This is a genomic window from Alishewanella sp. d11 (assembly GCF_049390205.1).
In the GTDB taxonomy this organism is placed as follows: Bacteria; Pseudomonadota; Gammaproteobacteria; order Enterobacterales; family Alteromonadaceae; genus Alishewanella.
The window spans coordinates 2,448,307-2,467,104 of sequence record NZ_CP186547.1 but is presented as its reverse complement, the minus strand read 5'-3'; the positions used below and the strand labels follow the sequence as shown (position 1 = coordinate 2,467,104).

The window sequence follows — 18,798 nt, the reverse complement described above, 5'->3', positions numbered from 1 at the left end:
GGCATGTCAGATAACACTGTTAGCACCAAAGGCAAAACCGCTTTATTGCTCACCGGAGGTGGCGCCAGAGCCGCTTACCAGATTGGTGTACTTAAGGCCATCACCACACAGTATCCCAGAAATAGCCCTTTACCCTTTCAAATTATCTGTGGCACCTCCGCAGGGGCGATAAATGGTGCTGGACTGGCGTGTTACGCGTCTTGTTTTCACCTTGGTGTGAAAAAAATCGAATCAGTTTGGCGTAACTTTCATACTAATCAGGTGTATTATTCTGATTATCCTCGTCTGTTAAGGCACTTGTTTCGTAGTATTTATAGTGCTTTCCAAGCTGATTATGCCAACAAAAAACCAGTTAGCTTGTTAGACAATAAACCGCTGAAACAACTGTTAACGCGTATTCTCGACTTACAACGTATTGATCGCAATATTATGCGGGGTTACCTTTCCAGTTTTTCGGTCACAGCGTCCTGTTATAATGACGGGGATTCCATTAGCTTTTTCCAATCTGACACAGCCGAAGATTGGCGCAGAGCCAGGCGCTGCGGCCAAAAAACGCTGTTGGGTATTCATCATTTAATGGCCTCAGCGGCAATCCCATTAGTTTTTCCATCAGTTCGTATCCACCAAAATTACTATGGTGATGGATCTGTCAACCAATTGGCGCCACTGAGCGCACCCATTCACCTTGGTGCCGATAAAATCTTGATTATAGGCGTTGATGATCCAAGGCCCACAGAATTAAAGCAACGCCAGTTACATCATCCTGATCTGGCGACAGTGGCAGGGCATTTACTGGATACGGTTTTCACCGATACCTTAAATTCAGATCTAGAACGCCTGCAACGAATCAACAAAACCGCAGAGTTACTGCGGCAACATAATATTGCAACGGAGTTAAAGCCGGTACAAAGTTTATTGATTAATCCTAGCCAAAATTTTAATCAGCTCGCTAGTGAGAATTTTCTCTGCTTTCCAATTGCCATTCGTACTTTGTTAAGAATGGTAGGCATCAGCCAGCATTCCGATTCTAGCGTAGTAAGCTATTTACTGTTTGAACAAAAATACACACGCAGGTTGATTGAACTCGGGTACCAAGACGGGTTAAATCAACTTGATAGCATTATGCAATTTCTTGCCGCTGCAGACCATTAAATAGGTGTCAAAAAACTAACGCAGAGCAAAAATCATATAAAAAACAATAAAATTCAACACATTAAAAAGTGGCCTGTAATTTGCTTATACGCTAATAGTGTAACTTTATAGGTGTGGTGTTGATATGTGGCAAGAACAAGGCAACTTAACTAACGCTTTTGTCGACCTAACGTTTGGCAAACGCTGGCAAGATACTGCTGATTTTAGTGAAATCAGTCTGGTCAGCCAGTTACAAACCACCTTGGATCTGCAGCAACAAGTAGACATTTTTTCGATGAGTGCAGCGCGCACCCAGATCTTAGAAGGCTTAACCTTAACCACAGCGCTGGGAGAGTTTAACGCAGCAGGCTCTCGCCCAGGGCAATACCAGCATAAAGTCAGTTTGACATTAGATAATCAACTGCTGGCGGAGCTTTGCTATCAATCACAGCATCCGTTTACGCCACTTGTGCAACAACAACTGTTATTATTAGAGTCAGAATGGTTATTTGCACTCAGAAATGCGCTGGTGGTTGGTCGCTTACAACAAATGGCGTTAAAAGATCCTTTAACCACCCTAGGCAATAGACGGTTTTTTGACGATAGCTTTGCTAAGGCGGTGCAGCTTGCAAAACGGCACCAAGCTCCCTTTGCCTTACTGTTACTGGATTTAGATAACTTCAAACAAGTTAATGATATCGAGGGGCATAGTGTCGGTGATGCCGTGCTATTGAAGGTTGCCGATTGTATGCGCGAGACGTTAAGAGCTACTGACAGTTTATTCCGCTTCGGTGGGGATGAATTCGCAGTTTTATTAACCGATAGCGATGCCGAACATGCCGAACGTGTAGCTGAACGCTTACTGGCTGCAATAAAATCAAACGCATTTTTAGTCAAGTTGGGCGTAGGCTGTAGCATAGGTCTTGCCAGATTATCTGCAGAACAACAACCACGTGATTTATTCCATTTAGCCGATGAAGCGCTATATCAGGCAAAATCATCAGGCAAAGGTAAAGTACGCCATAGCCCAGTTGCACGCGTCAATGTCCAAGAGTCACTAACACACGCTATGCGGGTTGCCAGCTAAGCCAACAAGTTGCAGCTGTCGCAGGATAAGCACTGGCATAACCTGCGACCAGCTTCAATTCACCATTTTGCAGCAATAAAGGCACCCTAGCGCGCTGCCACGGCGGCACTTGCCACAGTTTAAACCACTGTTTTAAAGGCTTAGAGACATTACCTGCCGGTTTAAAAGGTAAGCTTAATTTACCATAGACGACTTCAAACTGTTGTGCCGTTGCCGCTACAGGTAAAGCCCCCAAACTTTCAGACGCATGCCAGCTAAAGCAACCTAGACCACTGGCTAACTGTAACGGCTCGCCTACAGTTAAAGTAGTGCTAACACTTTCTAGTATTGGCGGCAATTCTGCCAAGCAATACAAGCTATCTTGGTAGCGGCGAAGTTGATACTGGCCAAGCTGTAACTGGGGGGTCGCATCTGGCCTCGCGTTAATCACCTGCTGTGTTAACGTATTAAGCCATTGTGTTTCAGGATTTAAACCAAAACCAGCTAACCAACGACGTATCACTAAGTTTTGTTGCAATGCCGGCAAGGTGTTGAGTTGTGACAAATTTAAACGGTCCTCTGCAACACAGTCTGCTAACGCCTGTTCCGTATAAAAATCAGCCAAAGCAACTGCATCTTGTAGATGCTGCACACTGCGAGCTACCGTCTGTAAAAAAGTCGGCCAGCGCTGCTTTAAAATCGGCGTAACCTGATGACGTAAAAAATTTCTATCAAATTGCAGATCGTCATTACTGTCGTCCTCTACCCAGCTAAGCTGTTCGAGTTCAGCATACGCATGCAATTGCTGCCGGCTGATACTGAGCAAAAAACGCACCAGTTTACCGGCAGCAAAAGCTCGTTCTGGCTGCATAGCCGCTAAGCCCGTTAAGCCTGCACCGCGCTTTAACGCCAGTAAAAGCGTTTCTAATTGATCGTCGGCATGATGCCCCGTTAACAATAAGGCGCTAGGTGAAGTAATATAGTCTGCAAGCACCTGATAACGAGCATTTCGCGCACGCTGTTCAATATTGCCCTGTTTAGCTAAATGCACATAACGCACAACACAGGCAACTTGGCGCAATTGACATTGCTGCTGGCAAAAAGCCGCCCAGCTATCCGCTTGCGGATTTAAACCATGATGGATATGTACCGCAGTCAATGGAATGGCCATCTGCTGGCAAAGTGGTGCGAGAAAATGCAGCAGGACTTGTGAATCTAAGCCGCCACTATATGCCAAAACTAACTGACTAATTCCTGAAGCTTGGCGCTGTAGCTGATGTGATAAGGCAGACTGTAAATGCTGTGATAAATCTAACATAGTGCCCTAGTTCAACTTGGCATGGTTCGGCTGCTTTCGGACGAAAGCAGCCGATAAGGCATTAGCAATAACCGTAAGCCATCAAACGCTTATAACGTCTATCGAGTAGCTCAGGAATACTGAGTTTTTGCAGTTTGTCTAAATCACGCAATAACGCATTTTTTAACGCGCTGGCCATTTGTTCAGGCGAACGATGCGCGCCACCTAAGGGCTCGGCAATTACCTCATCAATCAACTTCAGTTCTTTCAAACGTTCCGCAGTGATCCCCATAGCGTCAGCGGCTAATGGCGCTTTTTCAGCGCTTTTCCATAAGATAGAAGCGCAACCTTCAGGGGATATAACGGAATAGGTACTGTATTGCAACATATTCACTTTGTCGCCTACCCCGATGGCTAAAGCCCCGCCTGAGCCGCCCTCACCCACTACCGTACAGATCACTGGCACTTTTAAACCGGCCATAACTTTTAAGTTACGGGCAATGGCTTCAGATTGGCCACGCTCTTCAGCACCGATCCCTGGATACGCGCCAGGTGTATCAATAAAAGTAATAATCGGCAGCTTAAACCGCTCAGCCATTTCCATCAAACGTAAGGCTTTGCGATAGCCTTCTGGACGTGGCATCCCAAAGTTACGGCGAATTTTTTCTTTTGTATCACGCCCTTTCTGATGGCCGATAACCATGACAGCTTGCTCACCAATCCGAGCGGTACCACCGACAATGGCGTTATCATTGGCGAAAGCCCGATCGCCACATAATTCATCAAAGTCAGTAAAAATATGCTGTAAATAATCCAAAGTGTAAGGACGACGAGGATGACGCGCTAGCTGCGCAACTTGCCAAGCGCCTAGCTCTGAGAAAATCTTCTTGGTTAACGTCAGACTCTTTTCTTTGAGTTTATTAATTTCTTCTTCTAACCCAAGATCATAATCGCCATTACGACTGACATTGCGTAACTCGTCTATTTTTGCTTCCAGTTCAGCAATCGGTTGCTCAAACTCTAAATAATTCAGCATCATCGACTATCATTACCTAATTAATTAAATTCCAATTCTATTGTCGCAATTTGCTTTAACTGATGCAACAAAGCGTCTGTGGGCGTTACCCACCAAGCTGTACCTAACTGCAGCCTCACTTGTCCTTCGGGTCGTAGATACCAAAGGTGGACCGGCACAGTGCCGGCTTTAAAATCATTAAGCGCAAGCGCTAATTTCTGCAAATAGTTATCATCTATCTGCGAAGATTCTACGGTAACATTAAGTGATTTCAACGACTTCTCGCGCATTGCGGTGATTTCGCTGACATCGCGGCCGGACATTGTAAGGCCACCATTGAAATCATCAAAGCTGACCTGTCCATTAACCAGTAAAATCCGGTCTTTTTGTAGCAAATGTTCGAAATTTTCCAGCTGTTCAGGGAAAAACCGCACGTCAAGTCTTGCGGATTTGTCATCTAAGGTCACGATGCCCCAGCGCCGTCCTTTTTTATTAATCATAATACGCACGGCAACCACCAATCCTGCAACCTGCACACTTTGATCTTTTTTGGTGGGTTGTAAATCAACCAACCGACAATTAACATAGTGCTTGATTTCATCTTGATAGCGATTGATTGGGTGCCCAGTAAGATAAAGCCCTAAGGTTTCTCGCTCGCCTTCCAACCACACATCATCTGGCCATAAAGGAACTAATTTAAAGCTTTGACTGGCCGCCGACTCATCAGGCCCTGCTAACAACCCAAAGAGATCATCCTGCCCCACCGCCTGTGCTTTAGCATGTTGCTCTGCCGCTTTCATCGCCTCTTCTAAGTTGGCCATTAAAATGGCACGAACCGGACCTGCATGTTGCTGTTTTTCAAGAGTTGGCCCTAACCTATCCATAGCACCAGATAAGATTAACTTTTCCATCACCCGCTTATTTAAGCGTTTCAGGTCTACCTTAGCACAAAAGTCAAACAAGTCACTAAATTCGCCACTTTGGCTGCGCGCTTCAATGATCGCTTCGATAGGCGCCTCACCGACTCCTTTGATAGCGCCAATCCCATAAACAATATGGCCTTGCTCATTAACCGTAAACTTATACTGCCCGGTATTAACATCTGGTGGAATTAAGGTGAGCTTCATGCGTTCGCATTCATCCACCAGTGTCACAATTTTGTCGGTGTTATCCATATCCGCCGACATAACCGCCGCCATAAATTCAGCGGGAAAATGCGCTTTCATCCAAAGTGTTTGATAAGACACTAAGGCGTAAGCAGCAGAGTGCGATTTGTTAAAACCATAACCGGCAAATTTTTCTACTAGGTCGAAGATTTTAATCGCTAATTCGGGATCGATACCGTTTTTAGCAGCCCCTTCCTGAAAGGTATCACGCTGCTTGGCCATTTCCTCCGGTTTTTTCTTACCCATAGCGCGGCGCAATAAGTCTGCACCACCTAAGGAGTAACCGGATAGCACCTGAGCAATTTGCATAACCTGTTCTTGGTAAAGAATAATGCCGTAGGTCGGTTCCAGAATAGGTTTTAACGACTCATGCTGCCAAGTAGCATCGGGGTAAGAGATTTCTTCACGACCCCGTTTTCGATCAATAAAGTTGTCGACCATGCCCGATTGCAGAGGCCCCGGCCGGAACAATGCTACCAGTGCAATCATATCTTCAAAGCAGTCGGGCTGCAGGCGGCGGATCAGATCTTTCATACCGCGCGATTCCAGCTGGAATACCGCTGTCGTATCGGCGCGCATGAGTACCTGAAAGCTATAGCGATCATCCAACGGAATACTATTAATATCCACCGGTGCCTTGCCTTCTTTTTTAAGGCGGGCGTTTGCCATATTCAGCGCCCACTGCAAAATAGTGAGCGTACGTAAGCCTAAGAAGTCAAACTTGACCAGACCAGCGTATTCCACATCGTTTTTGTCAAACTGGGTTACGGGGTTTAGACCATGCTCGTCACAGTAAAGCGGTGAGAAATCGGTGATCTTGGTTGGGGCTATTACCACACCTCCGGCATGTTTACCGGCGTTTCGGGTTACCCCTTCCAGCTGCCGCGCCATATCGATAAGATCGCGTACTTCTTCGTCGGCATCATACAATTCTGGTAAGCGCGGCTCTTCTTTAAAAGCTTGCTCCAATGTCATCCCCGGTGTGGGCGGGATCAGCTTAGAAATACGATCGACAAAACCATAAGGATGCCCCAGTACCCGGCCTACGTCACGAATAACGGCTTTCGCCGCCATGGTACCAAAGGTAATAATTTGTGATACCGCCTCACGGCCATACATATCGGCGACATGTTCTATCACCTCGTCGCGACGATCCATACAGAAATCGACGTCAAAATCCGGCATTGAGACCCGCTCTGGGTTTAAGAAACGTTCAAATAATAGATCAAATTCTAGTGGATCCAAATCAGTAATTTTCAGCGCATAGGCCACTAAAGAACCGGCCCCTGAACCCCGCCCCGGTCCAACCGGAATATCGTTATCTTTACTCCACTGGATAAACTCCATTACTACCAAAAAGTAGCCGGGGAAACCCATCTGGTTAATTACATCCAGTTCGATTTGCAGGCGCTCATCATAAGGAGGGCGCTTGTCTGCTCGCAATTGCTCATCAGGAAATAATTGCAGTAACCGCTGCTCTAAGCCCTCACGAGATTTAAGCACAAGAAAATCAGCATCTGATAAACCACCGGTTGGAAAGGCCGGTAAAAAATATTCACCCAGACGAATAGTGACATTACAGCGTTTAGCAATTTCGACACTGTTTTCAAGCGCTTCCGGGATATCGGCAAACAGCTGCTGCATTTCTTCGCTGCTGCGCAGATATTGTTGTTCTGAATAGTTTTTCGGACGGCGCTTATCATCTAAGGTAAAACCATCATGGATCGCCACTCGAATTTCATGCGCAGCAAAATCGCTGGCTTTTAGAATGACGACTTCGTTGGTCGCTACCACCGGTAGCTGTGCTAACTCGGCCAGTTGGATGGCTTTTTGAATATAACGTTCTTCGTCAGGTCGACCGGTTCGAATCAGCTCCAGATAGTAGCGTTCTGGAAAGTACTGCTGATAAAAACTCACCAACTGTTGCACACTTTGCGGGTTTTCTTTTAGCAAGGCTTTACCGATTAGCCCATCCTTACCGCCGGACAACAAAATTAAACCGGCATGATGCTCGACCAACCATTCATGATCTAACTGCGGTTTACCATTAATGTGCCCACGTAAGTAAGCTTTCGAGATAAGGGTGGTAAGGTTCTGGTAGCCTGTATTATCTAAACATAAAATCAGTAAGCGGTTTAATTCGCCGGGAAACAGTGGATGTTGCACCCAGCAATCAACCCCAACCAAAGGCTTAATGCCGGCATCATGAGCCGTACTATAAAATCGCACTAAGCCACAAAGATTCATCTGATCGGTTAGAGCCAACGCTGGCATACCTGCCGCGGCGGCCGCCTTAACAATGGGTTTTATTTTGGCGACACCATCGATCATTGAGAAATCGCTATGCACCCGCAAATGAATAAAAACCGGCTCACTCATTCGCTGATAACCTTGTTAGCCGTTAATGAAGATAAAGCTTCCCGTTCCGCAATCAACCTAACAGGTTTAAAGCTACGGCGGTACTCAGCTAAAATGCCATGAGTCTGAATTGCTGCTAAGTGCGCAGCCGTTGGGTATCCCTTATGGTCGGCAAAACCAAATTGCGGATAGCGCTGGTGTAACAGCGCCATTTCTTCATCTCGTGCCACTTTCGCTAAAATTGAGGCCGCGCTGATCTCGGGTATCAAAGCATCCCCTTTTATCACCGCGGTGGCCGGCATGGCCAGCTCTGGACAGCGATTGCCATCAATCATCACCCACTCTGGCTGTATCGCTAACGCGGCCACAGCACGCTGCATTGCGACCATGGTCGCTTGTAAAATATTGATTTGATCAATTTCAGCAGGTTCCGCTCGCCCGAGCGCCCAACATAGGGCTTTCTCTTTGATTTCTTCTGCTAATAGTTGTCGTTTTTTTTCACTTAGCTTTTTAGAGTCAGTTAGCCCCTGTATTGGTTTGGTTGGGTCTAAAATAACAGCAGCGGTCACCACCGCGCCCACTAAAGGCCCTCGCCCAACTTCATCCACACCACAGAGTAAACTGACATTTGGACGTTGTACATTACTCATCGGCAATCACCTCTAACACGGTAGTCGCAGCCACTGCGCTAGCATCTTGTTTTAGTTGCTGATGGATGACTCGATATTCGTCGGCAAGTTCACCCGTTATACCCGATAACAACGGCTGCATCGCTTGCACTAAGGCAGGTAAGGTTAAATCATCTTGCAGCAACTCCGTCACTATACCGCGCCCAGCTAATAAATTGGGTAAGCTGACATGCTGTAATTTGACTAAGCGTTTAGCGATTTGAAACGTGAGCCAATTGGTTCTATAACCCACCACCATAGCGCACTTTGCTAACATAGCCTCTAAAGTGGCGGTACCAGAAGCGATAAAAGTACTGTCAGCAGCCAGTAACACTTGACGAGCCTGACCAATAAACTCAACGACCTCCAAGTCGGGTGCATATTCCGCTTTAAGCTTGCGCCAAAGCTCAGCCTTTTCCGGCGTAACCATATTGGTGACTAATTGTAAGGCGGGATACTGCTGTTTCAATGTGGCAGCGGCACGTAAAAAAGTCGGTGCTAATAACCTAATTTCATTGGTACGACTGCCTGGCATAATCGCTAAAACGGGCAAAGCTGGATCGAGCTGTAAAGTCAGTTTGGCAGCGGCTTTATCAACCTCAAGCGGCATAGTGTCTGCTAGCGTATGGCCGACAAAGGTACAGGGTACTTGGTATTTGTCATAAAACGCTTTTTCAAAAGGTAACAATGCCAACACCATGTTAGTCGCTTTGGCAATTTTGAAGATACGTTTATGGCGCCAAGCCCAAACCGATGGGCTAACATAATGCACGGTTTTAATGCCATGTTGCTTTAACGCCAACTCGACTGGAAGATTAAAGTCGGGTGCGTCAATACCAATGAAGACATCGGGTTTAGCTGCCAGAATAGCCGTTGTGATCTCGCGTTTTACTTGCAGCAAGCGACGTAAACGACCTAACACCTCAACCAGCCCCATAACTGCCAGCTCTTCCATTTCGAACAGCGCGGTAAAGCCCTCGGCTTGCATGCGCGGACCACCAATGCCGAAGAATGTGACATTAGGGTGCTGCTGTTTGAGGGCAACCATTAAGGCTGCACCTAAAATATCCCCTGAGTGTTCACCAGCAATTAAGGCAACTTTTAACGGGGTATGTTTTATTAAATCTAAGTTAGCCATAGCTCGGCAATTCGTTCCGGTTAAATAATGCTGATTAACAATATCGCGTAAAGAGGGTTATCTTAGCGATTCTTCGCTAAAGAGTGAAATCTTCTACCAAATAAAACGCTCTGCTAGTTAAACTAAAACAGAGCGTTGAAATGTTTAATCATCGGGCGCAAAGGCGCTAAAGCCAACATCACTCTCACGCTGGGAGTGACGTTAATACCGCATAATTTAACGCACTATGCCTCGTGAGGCATTAATAATAAAATCAGTAAAGGCTTTGATCTCTGGCATAGTGGCGGCTTTTTCAGACAAAGCTTGCAATGCTTCGGGCACCGTTTGGCCTTTGCGATAGACTTCCTTATAAGCGCGGCGAATTTCTAGTAATGCATCACTGCTAAAACCACGCCGTTTTAAACCTTCCGTATTGATGCCAGCGGGTACGCAAGGCGCGCCATGCACCATCAGATAAGGGGGCACATCTTTTAGGACAATAGAACCACCGCCACAGAAGCTATGGGAGCCAATATGCACAAACTGATGCACACCGGTCATACCACCCAAAATAGCCCAATCACCAATATGGACATGCCCTGCAGCTTGTGCACCACTGGCAAAAATCACATGGCTACCAATCACACAGTCATGGGCAATGTGGGTGCTATTCATAAACAGGTTATGACTACCAATAATAGTTTTCCCCTGATCTTGCACGGTGCCACGATGTACTGAACAGCCTTCACGAAACACATTGTAATCACCTACGATTAACTCTGTAGGCTCACCGTTGTATTTTTTATCTTGGCATGCTTCGCCAATGCTAGAGAATTGATAAAAGTGGTTGCCTTTACCAATAGTGCTAGGGCCTTTAATCGCCACATGCGTTTCTAATACGCAATCATCACCCAAGGTAACGCCGTGGCCAATATAACAAAAAGCCCCAACTCTAACATTTTTTCCCAGCTTAGCGCTGGCTTCAATCACAGCTGTAGGATGAATCACATTACATCTCTCTTCTGGCACACATCAGTTCAGCACAACACACTATCTGACCATCGACCTTGGCTTCACCATAAAACTTCCAAAGATTACGCCGTTCTTTCAGGAATTTTACTTCGAGAATCATGGTGTCACCAGGTACTACCGGTTTTTTAAAGCGTGCTTCGTCAATCGCAGCAAATAAGTAGAGTTCATTTTCAGAACGTTCAGTTGCTGTTTTAAAACCTAAAATACCCGTTGCCTGCGCTAAGGCTTCTAAAATTAGCACTCCGGGAAAAATGGGCATCCCCGGAAAATGTCCTGTAAAAACAGGCTCATTGATGGTCACATTTTTTACAGCCGTTAAACTGACACCTGGCGTGTAGTCTACTACTTTATCAATTAGTAAAAATGGATAACGGTGTGGCAATAATGCCATAATTTCCTGAATATCCAGACTATTAAGTTGGTTCGCCAAAATTATTCCTCGGTTGACGAAGCGCCTGCAAGAGATGACGCCGCCAGTTGTTTTTCCAATTGTTTTACGCGTTGGTATAGCTGTCCGATTTGTCGAAGCTTAGCCGTGTTCCTTCGCCATTCCGCATTTGTTGTCGCAGGGATACCAGATGAGTACAGACCTTTCTCAGTGATAGATTTAGTCACCATTGCCATACCTGAGATATGCGTACCATCACAAATATCGATGTGCCCATTAATAGCAGTTGCCCCCCCCAAAATGCAATACCGACCAACAGTGGTACTACCTGCTATAGTGGTGGCGCCTGCAATAGCAGTATGATCACCGATTTTTACATTGTGAGCAATTTGGCATAGGTTATCTATGATAACATTATTGCCTATTAATGTATTTTCAATTGCACCACGATCAATGCAGGTGTTCGCACCGATCTCACAATCATCCCCAATCACTACAGCGCCAGTTTGTGGAATTTTAAGCCAACGACCACGTTCATTTGCAAAACCAAAGCCATCAGCACCAATCACAGCCCCACTGTGCAAAGTGCAACGAGCACCAATTTTTACTTGATGATAAACCGTTACGTTAGCCCATAGCTTGGTATCTTCACCAATCTCGACAGCCTCACCAATAAAACAGCCCGCACCGATCTGTACGCCGGAGTTAATTACCGCTTGTGCAGAAATTATAGCGTTAGCCCCAATAGCAGCATCAGCAGCAACTACTGCGGTAGGGTGAACCACGGCCGAAGGGTCAATACCTATAGATGCACTGTTTGGTGTGGTGTCCAGCAGCTGAGCAGCCTTCGCAAAAGCAACATAGGGATCTGTTACAACTAGGGTGCTAACACCAGGAGCAACAAAAGGTAAGTCTTCAGCTTTAATCAAGACAGCACTAGCTTGGCTAGTTGCTAAATGATGGCGGAATTTACTATTGGATAAAAACGTCAGTTGACCCGGGCCAGCATTTTCCAATGAAGCTATAGCAGAAACGCCGCAAGCGGCGTCTCCGTTTAATTCTGCATTAAGCTTCTCGGCTAAAACAGATAATAAAATCACAATATTAGTTCGCCTTACCAACCTGCTGAATGACTTTCTCTGAAATATCAAACTCAGGCTTAGCGAATACTGCAGCATTGGCATTTAACACGATGTCAAACTTCTCACGCTCAGCAACCACGTCAATCGCAGATTTAATCAGACCAAGAATACGATTACGCTCTTCTGTTTGACGCTGACGAATTTGTTCATCTAATGGTCGTGCTAGGTTTTCATATTGCTCACGTTGCTTATTAACCGTCGCAGTCAGCTCTTGCTGTTGCTGCTCGCTCATAGTAGGGCCATCACGACGCAATTTTTCGATATTAAAATTGATGTCGGTTTCCAGCTTGTTCACTTCGGCAATTTTTGCAGCAAACTCGGTACGGATGGTTTCTTGTACTTGCTGTGATTGAGGGATGCTAGCAGCAACAGCAGCAACATCAACAAAACCAATTTTTACTTCTTTTGCTTGAGCAACACCAGCAAACAGAACAGTTGCTACAACAAAGACTGCAGATTTAAAAAAATTATTATTAAACATCTTGATTCCTATCATGTTCTAGAAAGTTGTACCAATATTAAAGCTAAAGTTTTCTTGTAAATCGCCTTCGTACTTTTTAATAATTTTTGCCAGACTAAATGTCAATGGTCCCATCGGTGATATCCATTGCACAGACACACCAGCAGAAGCACGGATAAAGCTGGGATCAGAATAATCAATCAACAGCGGTTCACGATTATCTTGTTCCAACTGTACCAAATTGGCATAACGATTAATATCAAATTCTGTATCCCAAACATTACCCGCATCCACAAAAATACTGGTACGAACGGAGTTACGGCTTTCTTCTTTCAAAAATGGCGTTGGCGTAATCAATTCGAGCGTTAACATTGCTAATGCATTACCACCAATGGAACGGCTTGACACATTATAAACATCATTTTCTGGATCACCTGGGAAATTTATACTTCCTGAGATCGGATCAGGTACGCCCGGTACTGAGCTGGCGCGACGGAAAATTGCGCGCGGACCAATAATACGGTTTTCAAAGCCTCTGATGTTATTTCCACCACCATAGAAGTTTTCGGTAAAGGGCAAGGTATAATCATAACCGTCTTTGTCACCATAGCCATTTCCATAACCCAGTTCTAACTTGGTCCGGAAAGACCACTGATGATCTCGGCTTAATGGAATGTATTGCTGCGCTTCAAAGTTGGTTTTGTAATATTGCAAATCTGAATTTGGCGTTGTCGCACGTAAACCTAAACTCACCATACGGCCTGCAGTTGGGAATAAACCGCGGTTTAATGTACTATGCATCCAGCCAGCACTTAACTCAAAGTTGGTGAAATTATAGCCACCATCTGGATTTTGAGCATCTAGTAACACCGCACGGAAGTGACGTAACTGATCGTATTCCTGTATAGATTTAATCTTACTTACAGAGACGTTGGCACCAAAATTCAGCCGGTTAAACTCGTTTATTGGATAGCCGATACTAGCGCCAATACCATAACGTTGTTGGTTATAAGCCTCAAGGTTGGAAGAGAGCGAAGTGTAGTCGACATCCGAGTAAAAAATCTGGCCACCTAAACTCACACCATCCAAGGTGAAGTAAGGATCAGTGTAACTTAGGGTTAAGCCCTTTTGATATTTACTGGTACTCAGATTAATACCAGCGGCATTACCTGATCCCATAAAGTTATTTTGCTCTACGCCAACTTGAAAGGAGAGGCCCTGAAAACTGCCATAAGAAACCCCTGCATTAAAACTACCAGACGGTTGCTCTTTAATAGTAAAACCAATGTCGACTAAATCATCCACGCCAGGAACAGGCGAGGTTTCAAAATCCACTTTTTCAATATAAACCAAGCGCTGAATCCGCTCTTTGGACAGCTCTAGAGAGTCATTTGATAACCAAGCACCTTCCATTTGCCGTAATTCACGCCGGATAACTTCATCACGGGTACTGGTATTACCTTGGATATCGATACGACGCACATAAACACGTTTACCCGGATCGACGCTAATGGTTAATGCGACTTCTTTAGTCACATCATTAATATTTGGAATAGTTCTTACTTTAGAGTTAGCGTAGCCAAAACGCGCTAACAAACGCGCAATACTTTCTTCAGTAAAAGTGACTAAGGCACCGTTGTACAACTGACCTTTCTCTAAAGGTAAAATCGCGCGAATAAAGTCGTCTTGACCAATTAAGTCACCGACAAAATTAATATCGCTAATGTTGTATTGTTCGCCTTCAGTCACATTTAAGGTTACGTAAACCGCATCTTTGTCTGGACTGACGGCAACTTGTGAGGAGTCAATATTAAAGCGCAGATAACCGCGATCTAGGTAGTAACTTGTAATCCTTTCAAAGTCACCCTGTAACGTTTGCTTTTGATAGCGATCGGAAGTCCAAAAACGCCACCACGGCATATCTTGCTTCGACTCAACCACAGTCAGCAACTCGTCATTGGAAAAGATGTTATTACCGACAATATTGATCTGACGAACTGAAGCGGCATCACCTTCTTCAAATTCGAATTTCAAATCAACCCTATTGCGCGGTAAGTAAGTTACCTGAACCTCTACTTTCGCCTTGTATTTACCCACACCGTGGTAAAACTCGGTTAAACCATTTTCAATATTCTTGATAATGGTTTTATCTAAAGGCTCACCAACTTGAATACGGTTACCCGATAAGCTTTCGGTTAACTGTTCGTCTTTAATATCTTTGTTACCAGAAAACTCAATATTGTTGATCGTGGGGCGTTCACGCAATCGATAAATCACGGTATTACCATCGCGAAATACCCGAATATCGTCAAAATGCCCGGCACTATACAAGGTACGAATACTGCGCGATAACGTGTAATCGGTAACAGTATCACCAAGGTTAAATGGCAGGTTATTCAGTGCAGCCCCTAAGGCCACACGTTGCAGGCCTTCGACCTGAATATCCTGTACGGTAAAAGATTCTTCAGCAAGCACCGTGTTACTGCCTGTAGCAAGCAACATCGCAGCTACTAATCGTTTAATTGTCATTATTTGAACTACTTATGATTAGTTTATTACAAACGAGAAATATCGTTGAGCAGCGCAATTCCCATTAACATCAGCAGGACTAAAGCACCAAAGCGAAAACCTATTTCCTGCGCTCTCTCAGAGACAGGTTTACCGCGTATTAGTTCCACCACAAGATACATTAAATGGCCACCATCCAAAATAGGCAGCGGCAATAAATTAATAACTGCAAGGTTAACACTGATCAATGCCATAAAGGATAAAAAGGCAATTAATCCCATACTCGCAGTACTGCCTGCCCCCTGCGCTATCGAAATAGGCCCACTTAAATGTTTTACCGATAAATCACCGGTAACTAACTTGGCCACCATGGCAAAACTGAGGCGAGTTAACTGCCAAGTTTGGCTTATTCCTTCATTAACTGCGGCAAAGATGCCATAACGTTGCGTATAGCGCAAATCTTCTGGCCAAGGCGACGCCATAGGGACAATGCCGAGCAACCCCTGACTAAAGCCATCTGCCGCTTGTGAAAGCTCGGGGGTCGCCTGTAGCGACAACAGCTGACCATCTCGTAACACCCTGATATTAAGTGGTATTTCAGGGTTATCTTTAATCAGTCTATCAATTTCTGCCCAAGCAGTAATCGGCTGATCATTAATGGCTTGTATGGTATCACCGACCTGCAAACCTGCCCGCTCTGCTGCGGAATTTTTACTGACAACCGCTAACGTTGTCGTCGCTTGTGGCAATAATAAATTTATGCCCAAACTCGTAAAAACGCTTTCTGTTTCTGGGTTGAACTGCCAATTTCGAATATCTAATATCCGCTCTTGCACCTGAAGGCTGTTACGTTGCTGCAAAGTAAGGCGAATTTCTGAGCGGCCTAGTTGCTCAACGAGCAATAAATTTACGGTTCTGATGTCTCGGGCTTGACGGCCATTAATGGCAATAATTTGCTCATCCGCCCCCACACCCGCTAAGGCCGCGATAGATTGACTTTGCGTACTGGCAACCACTGGCTTTACCTCTGGCACCCCGACTAAGTACATCAGCCAAAGCAAAAACACCGCAAAAATTAAATTTGCTACAGGGCCAGCTGATACTATTGCCATGCGCTGCCAAACGGTTTTGTGATTAAAGGCTAAGTCATGAAATTGAGGTAAAACAGGGTCAACCCGCTCATCTAGCATTTGAACATAGCCTCCGAGCGGAATGGCAGCAATAACAAACTCTGTGCCTTGCCGATCACGCCAACGGATTAACGCTTTACCAAAACCGATAGAAAACCGTTTAACTAAAACGCCATTCTTGCGTGCAACCCAAAAGTGCCCAAATTCATGCACTGTTACTAAAATACCCAATGCAACGATAAAACTAAGCGCATTCCATAAAAAAGCCGACATTAAAGCATCCCCAACAGCTGACGAGCATAGGCCCGAGTTTCGGCATCAAGTGCCAATATATCATCCAAGCTGCTCGCCTGATAGCTTTGAAAATAATTCAAACACTGCTCATTGATTTTACTAATTGTCGTAAAAGCAATTTTTTCAGTTAAAAACGCTGCAACCGCAACTTCATTCGCCGCGTTCAACGCAGTAGTTGCCCCTTGACCTGCAGCACTTGCGGCCATAGCGAGATATAAATTAGGGTAACGAGCGGCCTCTGGTTGCTTAAAGGTAAAAGATTGCAGTGTAAAAAAGTCTAATGGTTGTACTGGGCTACTGATCCGCTCGGGGAAAGCCAAGGCATGGGCTATCGGTGTTCGCATATCTGGTTGCCCTAACTGCGCCAGCACTGAGCCATCAGTATATTGCACCATCGAATGGATAATACTCTGTGGGTGTATCACAACCTGAATATCAGCAGCCGCACAATTAAACAACCAGCGCGCTTCAATAAACTCCAGCCCTTTATTCATCATAGTGGCGCTATCCACCGAGATTTTTTGTCCCATAGTCCAGTTTGGATGCGCAACCGCTTCAGCAACTGTAATCTGCGCAAAGCTATCTAACGGTCGATTTAAAAAAGGGCCACCACTACCTGTTAACAATAAACGCGAAATACCATGCTCGGACAAACGGGTCAGGTGACCTGCCTGTTGCATCGGGAGCGGCAAGCATTGAAAAATTGCATTATGTTCACTATCGATAGGCAGTAAAGTCGCGCCATGCTTAGCCACTTTTTGCATAAAAAGCTCGCCAGTCATCACCAGCGCTTCTTTATTCGCAAGTAAGACGGTTTTGCCTTGTTCTACTGCCGCTAAGGTAGGTAATAAACCTGCCGCACCAACAATGGCCGCCATCACAATATCGGCTTGAGGATGTGCAGCTAATGCCACTAAGCCCTCGGTACCACTTAGCACCTCAGTAGCACTACCTGCGTCTTTTAACTTTTTTTGTAGCAATAGCGCGGCGGCGGGGTCCTGCATCGCAGCAAAACGTGGAGTAAATTGCTGGCATTGCGCAAACAACTTATCTACTCCCGTTGCTGCGGTTAGCGCTAAAACACGAAATCTATCAGGATGTGCAGCCAAAACCGATAAGGTGCTACAACCAATAGACCCCGTTGCGCCTAATATAACGACATGCTTCATAAAAACTGCTTACCAAAAAACGCCAGTATAAGAGCATATAAAGGTGCGGTGGCTGTTAGGCTATCAATTCTATCTAAAATACCCCCATGTCCCGGTAAAAAAATACCACTATCTTTTTTACCTGCAACACGTTTAAACATACTTTCGCTAAGGTCGCCAAATACTGATAACAGCGTAAGTAAGATGGCCGCTAAATACCAATAATAGACATCCGCAGGCCAAGCTAACCAAGTTAACAAGGCCGTGACAACCAGTAATACGCAGGTCAAGCCACCCAACAGGCCCTCTAAGGTTTTACCCGGGCTCACCTTAGGTAAGAGTTTAGTGCGACCAAAGGGTTTGCCAACAATATAGCCGCCAATATCCGCCGCCCAAACCAAGCCTAACAAGGCAAAAATCAGCCAAGCACCGTAGAAGCTCGAATCAGCATAGTTTACGCCACGAATAAACAGTAAAGCCGCCCAAGCCGGTAATAGGGTAAACCAGCCCATTAATGCACGACGCCAATCGCTGTCGGCCCAAAATCGCTTACTTGCTGGAAAACTTAACACCAATACAATAGCTAAAATCCACCAAGCTGCACCTAATAGCAGCAAACTCAAGAGCAAACTGTTCTCTCTTAACTCTCCAGTCAAAGGCATAACATAATATAACAGTGCCATTAGGCAGCCAGTAGCAAAGACATAAGCCGCACGAAAACGGCGCTGCTCTAAACCGCAAAAACCACTCCACTCCCAAGCACCTAGTAAAAATGCTAAAGATAAAAATGCGGCAAAACCTGCCAAAGGCAAATAAAACACGGCCCAAAGAGCCAATGGCGCTAAAATTAGCGCAGTAAGAACACGTTGTTTAAACAA

15 protein-coding genes are annotated in these 18,798 nt (G+C 45.3%); 2 read left to right on the top strand and 13 right to left on the bottom strand.

The genetic code is table 11. From position 1 onward, the window contains the following. Positions 1 to 3 precede the first annotated feature (3 nt). Together ACO1PK_RS11315 and ACO1PK_RS11310 are read left to right on the top strand one after the other, a co-directional pair. Entirely contained in the window at positions 4 to 1,152 is a 1,149-nt protein-coding gene (locus ACO1PK_RS11315; protein WP_423185734.1) for a patatin-like phospholipase family protein, read from the top strand. A 124-nt stretch (positions 1,153 to 1,276) separates the two neighbouring features. Beyond that, positions 1,277 to 2,218: a GGDEF domain-containing protein gene (locus ACO1PK_RS11310; protein WP_423185733.1), complete on the top strand. Its 942-nt coding sequence runs from the start codon at positions 1,277 to 1,279 to the stop codon at positions 2,216 to 2,218. On the opposite strand, the gene tilS is transcribed toward ACO1PK_RS11310, so the two are convergent. The 13 genes from tilS to ACO1PK_RS11245 form a co-directional block, all read right to left on the bottom strand. After that, on the bottom strand, positions 2,199 to 3,515 hold the full coding sequence (gene tilS, locus ACO1PK_RS11305; RefSeq protein WP_423185732.1) for a tRNA lysidine(34) synthetase TilS: 1,317 nt from the start codon (positions 3,513 to 3,515) through the stop codon (positions 2,199 to 2,201). The genes ACO1PK_RS11310 and tilS overlap by 20 nt on opposite strands. A gap of 61 nt (positions 3,516 to 3,576) precedes the next feature. Beyond that, positions 3,577 to 4,533, bottom strand: coding sequence for an acetyl-CoA carboxylase carboxyl transferase subunit alpha (gene accA / locus ACO1PK_RS11300; RefSeq protein ID WP_423185731.1), 957 nt, complete (start codon positions 4,531 to 4,533; stop codon positions 3,577 to 3,579). A gap of 17 nt (positions 4,534 to 4,550) precedes the next feature. Further along, a complete protein-coding gene (dnaE, locus tag ACO1PK_RS11295; RefSeq protein WP_423185730.1) occupies positions 4,551 to 8,054 on the bottom strand; it encodes a DNA polymerase III subunit alpha in 3,504 nt (1,167 codons plus the stop codon). After that, the gene (rnhB, locus tag ACO1PK_RS11290; RefSeq protein ID WP_423185729.1) at positions 8,051 to 8,683 is read right to left on the bottom strand and encodes a ribonuclease HII; all 633 of its coding nucleotides are present in this window, start codon (positions 8,681 to 8,683) and stop codon (positions 8,051 to 8,053) included. Before rnhB ends, dnaE begins: the two co-directional genes overlap by 4 nt. Next, the gene (gene lpxB / locus ACO1PK_RS11285) at positions 8,676 to 9,839 is read right to left on the bottom strand and encodes a lipid-A-disaccharide synthase (RefSeq protein WP_423185728.1); all 1,164 of its coding nucleotides are present in this window, start codon (positions 9,837 to 9,839) and stop codon (positions 8,676 to 8,678) included. Before lpxB ends, rnhB begins: the two co-directional genes overlap by 8 nt. 216 nt (positions 9,840 to 10,055) lie before the next feature. Next, entirely contained in the window at positions 10,056 to 10,826 is a 771-nt protein-coding gene (gene lpxA, locus ACO1PK_RS11280) for an acyl-ACP--UDP-N-acetylglucosamine O-acyltransferase (RefSeq protein ID WP_423185727.1), read from the bottom strand. 1 nt (position 10,827) lies between these two features. After that, positions 10,828 to 11,280, bottom strand: a complete 453-nt coding sequence (gene fabZ / locus ACO1PK_RS11275; protein WP_423185726.1) for a 3-hydroxyacyl-ACP dehydratase FabZ — start codon at positions 11,278 to 11,280, stop codon at positions 10,828 to 10,830. 2 nt (positions 11,281 to 11,282) lie between these two features. Next, complete coding sequence (gene lpxD, locus ACO1PK_RS11270) at positions 11,283 to 12,338, bottom strand: UDP-3-O-(3-hydroxymyristoyl)glucosamine N-acyltransferase (protein WP_423185725.1); 1,056 nt, start codon at positions 12,336 to 12,338, stop codon at positions 11,283 to 11,285. A 4-nt stretch (positions 12,339 to 12,342) separates the two neighbouring features. Then, positions 12,343 to 12,861, bottom strand: a complete 519-nt coding sequence (locus tag ACO1PK_RS11265; RefSeq protein WP_423185724.1) for an OmpH family outer membrane protein — start codon at positions 12,859 to 12,861, stop codon at positions 12,343 to 12,345. A gap of 18 nt (positions 12,862 to 12,879) precedes the next feature. After that, entirely contained in the window at positions 12,880 to 15,369 is a 2,490-nt protein-coding gene (bamA, locus tag ACO1PK_RS11260) for an outer membrane protein assembly factor BamA (protein WP_423185723.1), read from the bottom strand. Between the two features lie 26 nt (positions 15,370 to 15,395). Next, a complete protein-coding gene (gene rseP, locus ACO1PK_RS11255; protein ID WP_423185722.1) occupies positions 15,396 to 16,751 on the bottom strand; it encodes a sigma E protease regulator RseP in 1,356 nt (451 codons plus the stop codon). Next, positions 16,751 to 17,941 (bottom strand): 1-deoxy-D-xylulose-5-phosphate reductoisomerase, encoded by a 1,191-nt coding sequence (ispC, locus tag ACO1PK_RS11250; RefSeq protein ID WP_423185721.1) that lies wholly within the window; start codon positions 17,939 to 17,941, stop codon positions 16,751 to 16,753. The genes rseP and ispC overlap by 1 nt, the downstream gene beginning before the upstream one ends. Next, complete coding sequence (locus tag ACO1PK_RS11245) at positions 17,938 to 18,798, bottom strand: phosphatidate cytidylyltransferase (RefSeq protein WP_423185720.1); 861 nt, start codon at positions 18,796 to 18,798, stop codon at positions 17,938 to 17,940. The genes ispC and ACO1PK_RS11245 overlap by 4 nt, the downstream gene beginning before the upstream one ends.

What these genes read in the sequence shown, in the direction of transcription:
- tilS (WP_423185732.1), bottom strand. Translation starts at nt 3,515, where the DNA reads ATGTTAGATTTATCACAGCATTTACAGTCTGCCTTATCACATCAGCTA.
- ACO1PK_RS11315 (WP_423185734.1), top strand. Translation starts at nt 4, where the DNA reads ATGTCAGATAACACTGTTAGCACCAAAGGCAAAACCGCTTTATTGCTC.
- ACO1PK_RS11265 (WP_423185724.1), bottom strand. Translation starts at nt 12,861, where the DNA reads ATGTTTAATAATAATTTTTTTAAATCTGCAGTCTTTGTTGTAGCAACT.
- accA (WP_423185731.1), bottom strand. Translation starts at nt 4,533, where the DNA reads ATGATGCTGAATTATTTAGAGTTTGAGCAACCGATTGCTGAACTGGAA.
- rnhB (WP_423185729.1), bottom strand. Translation starts at nt 8,683, where the DNA reads ATGAGTAATGTACAACGTCCAAATGTCAGTTTACTCTGTGGTGTGGAT.
- lpxB (WP_423185728.1), bottom strand. Translation starts at nt 9,839, where the DNA reads ATGGCTAACTTAGATTTAATAAAACATACCCCGTTAAAAGTTGCCTTA.
- bamA (WP_423185723.1), bottom strand. Translation starts at nt 15,369, where the DNA reads ATGACAATTAAACGATTAGTAGCTGCGATGTTGCTTGCTACAGGCAGT.
- ispC (WP_423185721.1), bottom strand. Translation starts at nt 17,941, where the DNA reads ATGAAGCATGTCGTTATATTAGGCGCAACGGGGTCTATTGGTTGTAGC.
- rseP (WP_423185722.1), bottom strand. Translation starts at nt 16,751, where the DNA reads ATGTCGGCTTTTTTATGGAATGCGCTTAGTTTTATCGTTGCATTGGGT.
- ACO1PK_RS11310 (WP_423185733.1), top strand. Translation starts at nt 1,277, where the DNA reads ATGTGGCAAGAACAAGGCAACTTAACTAACGCTTTTGTCGACCTAACG.
- dnaE (WP_423185730.1), bottom strand. Translation starts at nt 8,054, where the DNA reads ATGAGTGAGCCGGTTTTTATTCATTTGCGGGTGCATAGCGATTTCTCA.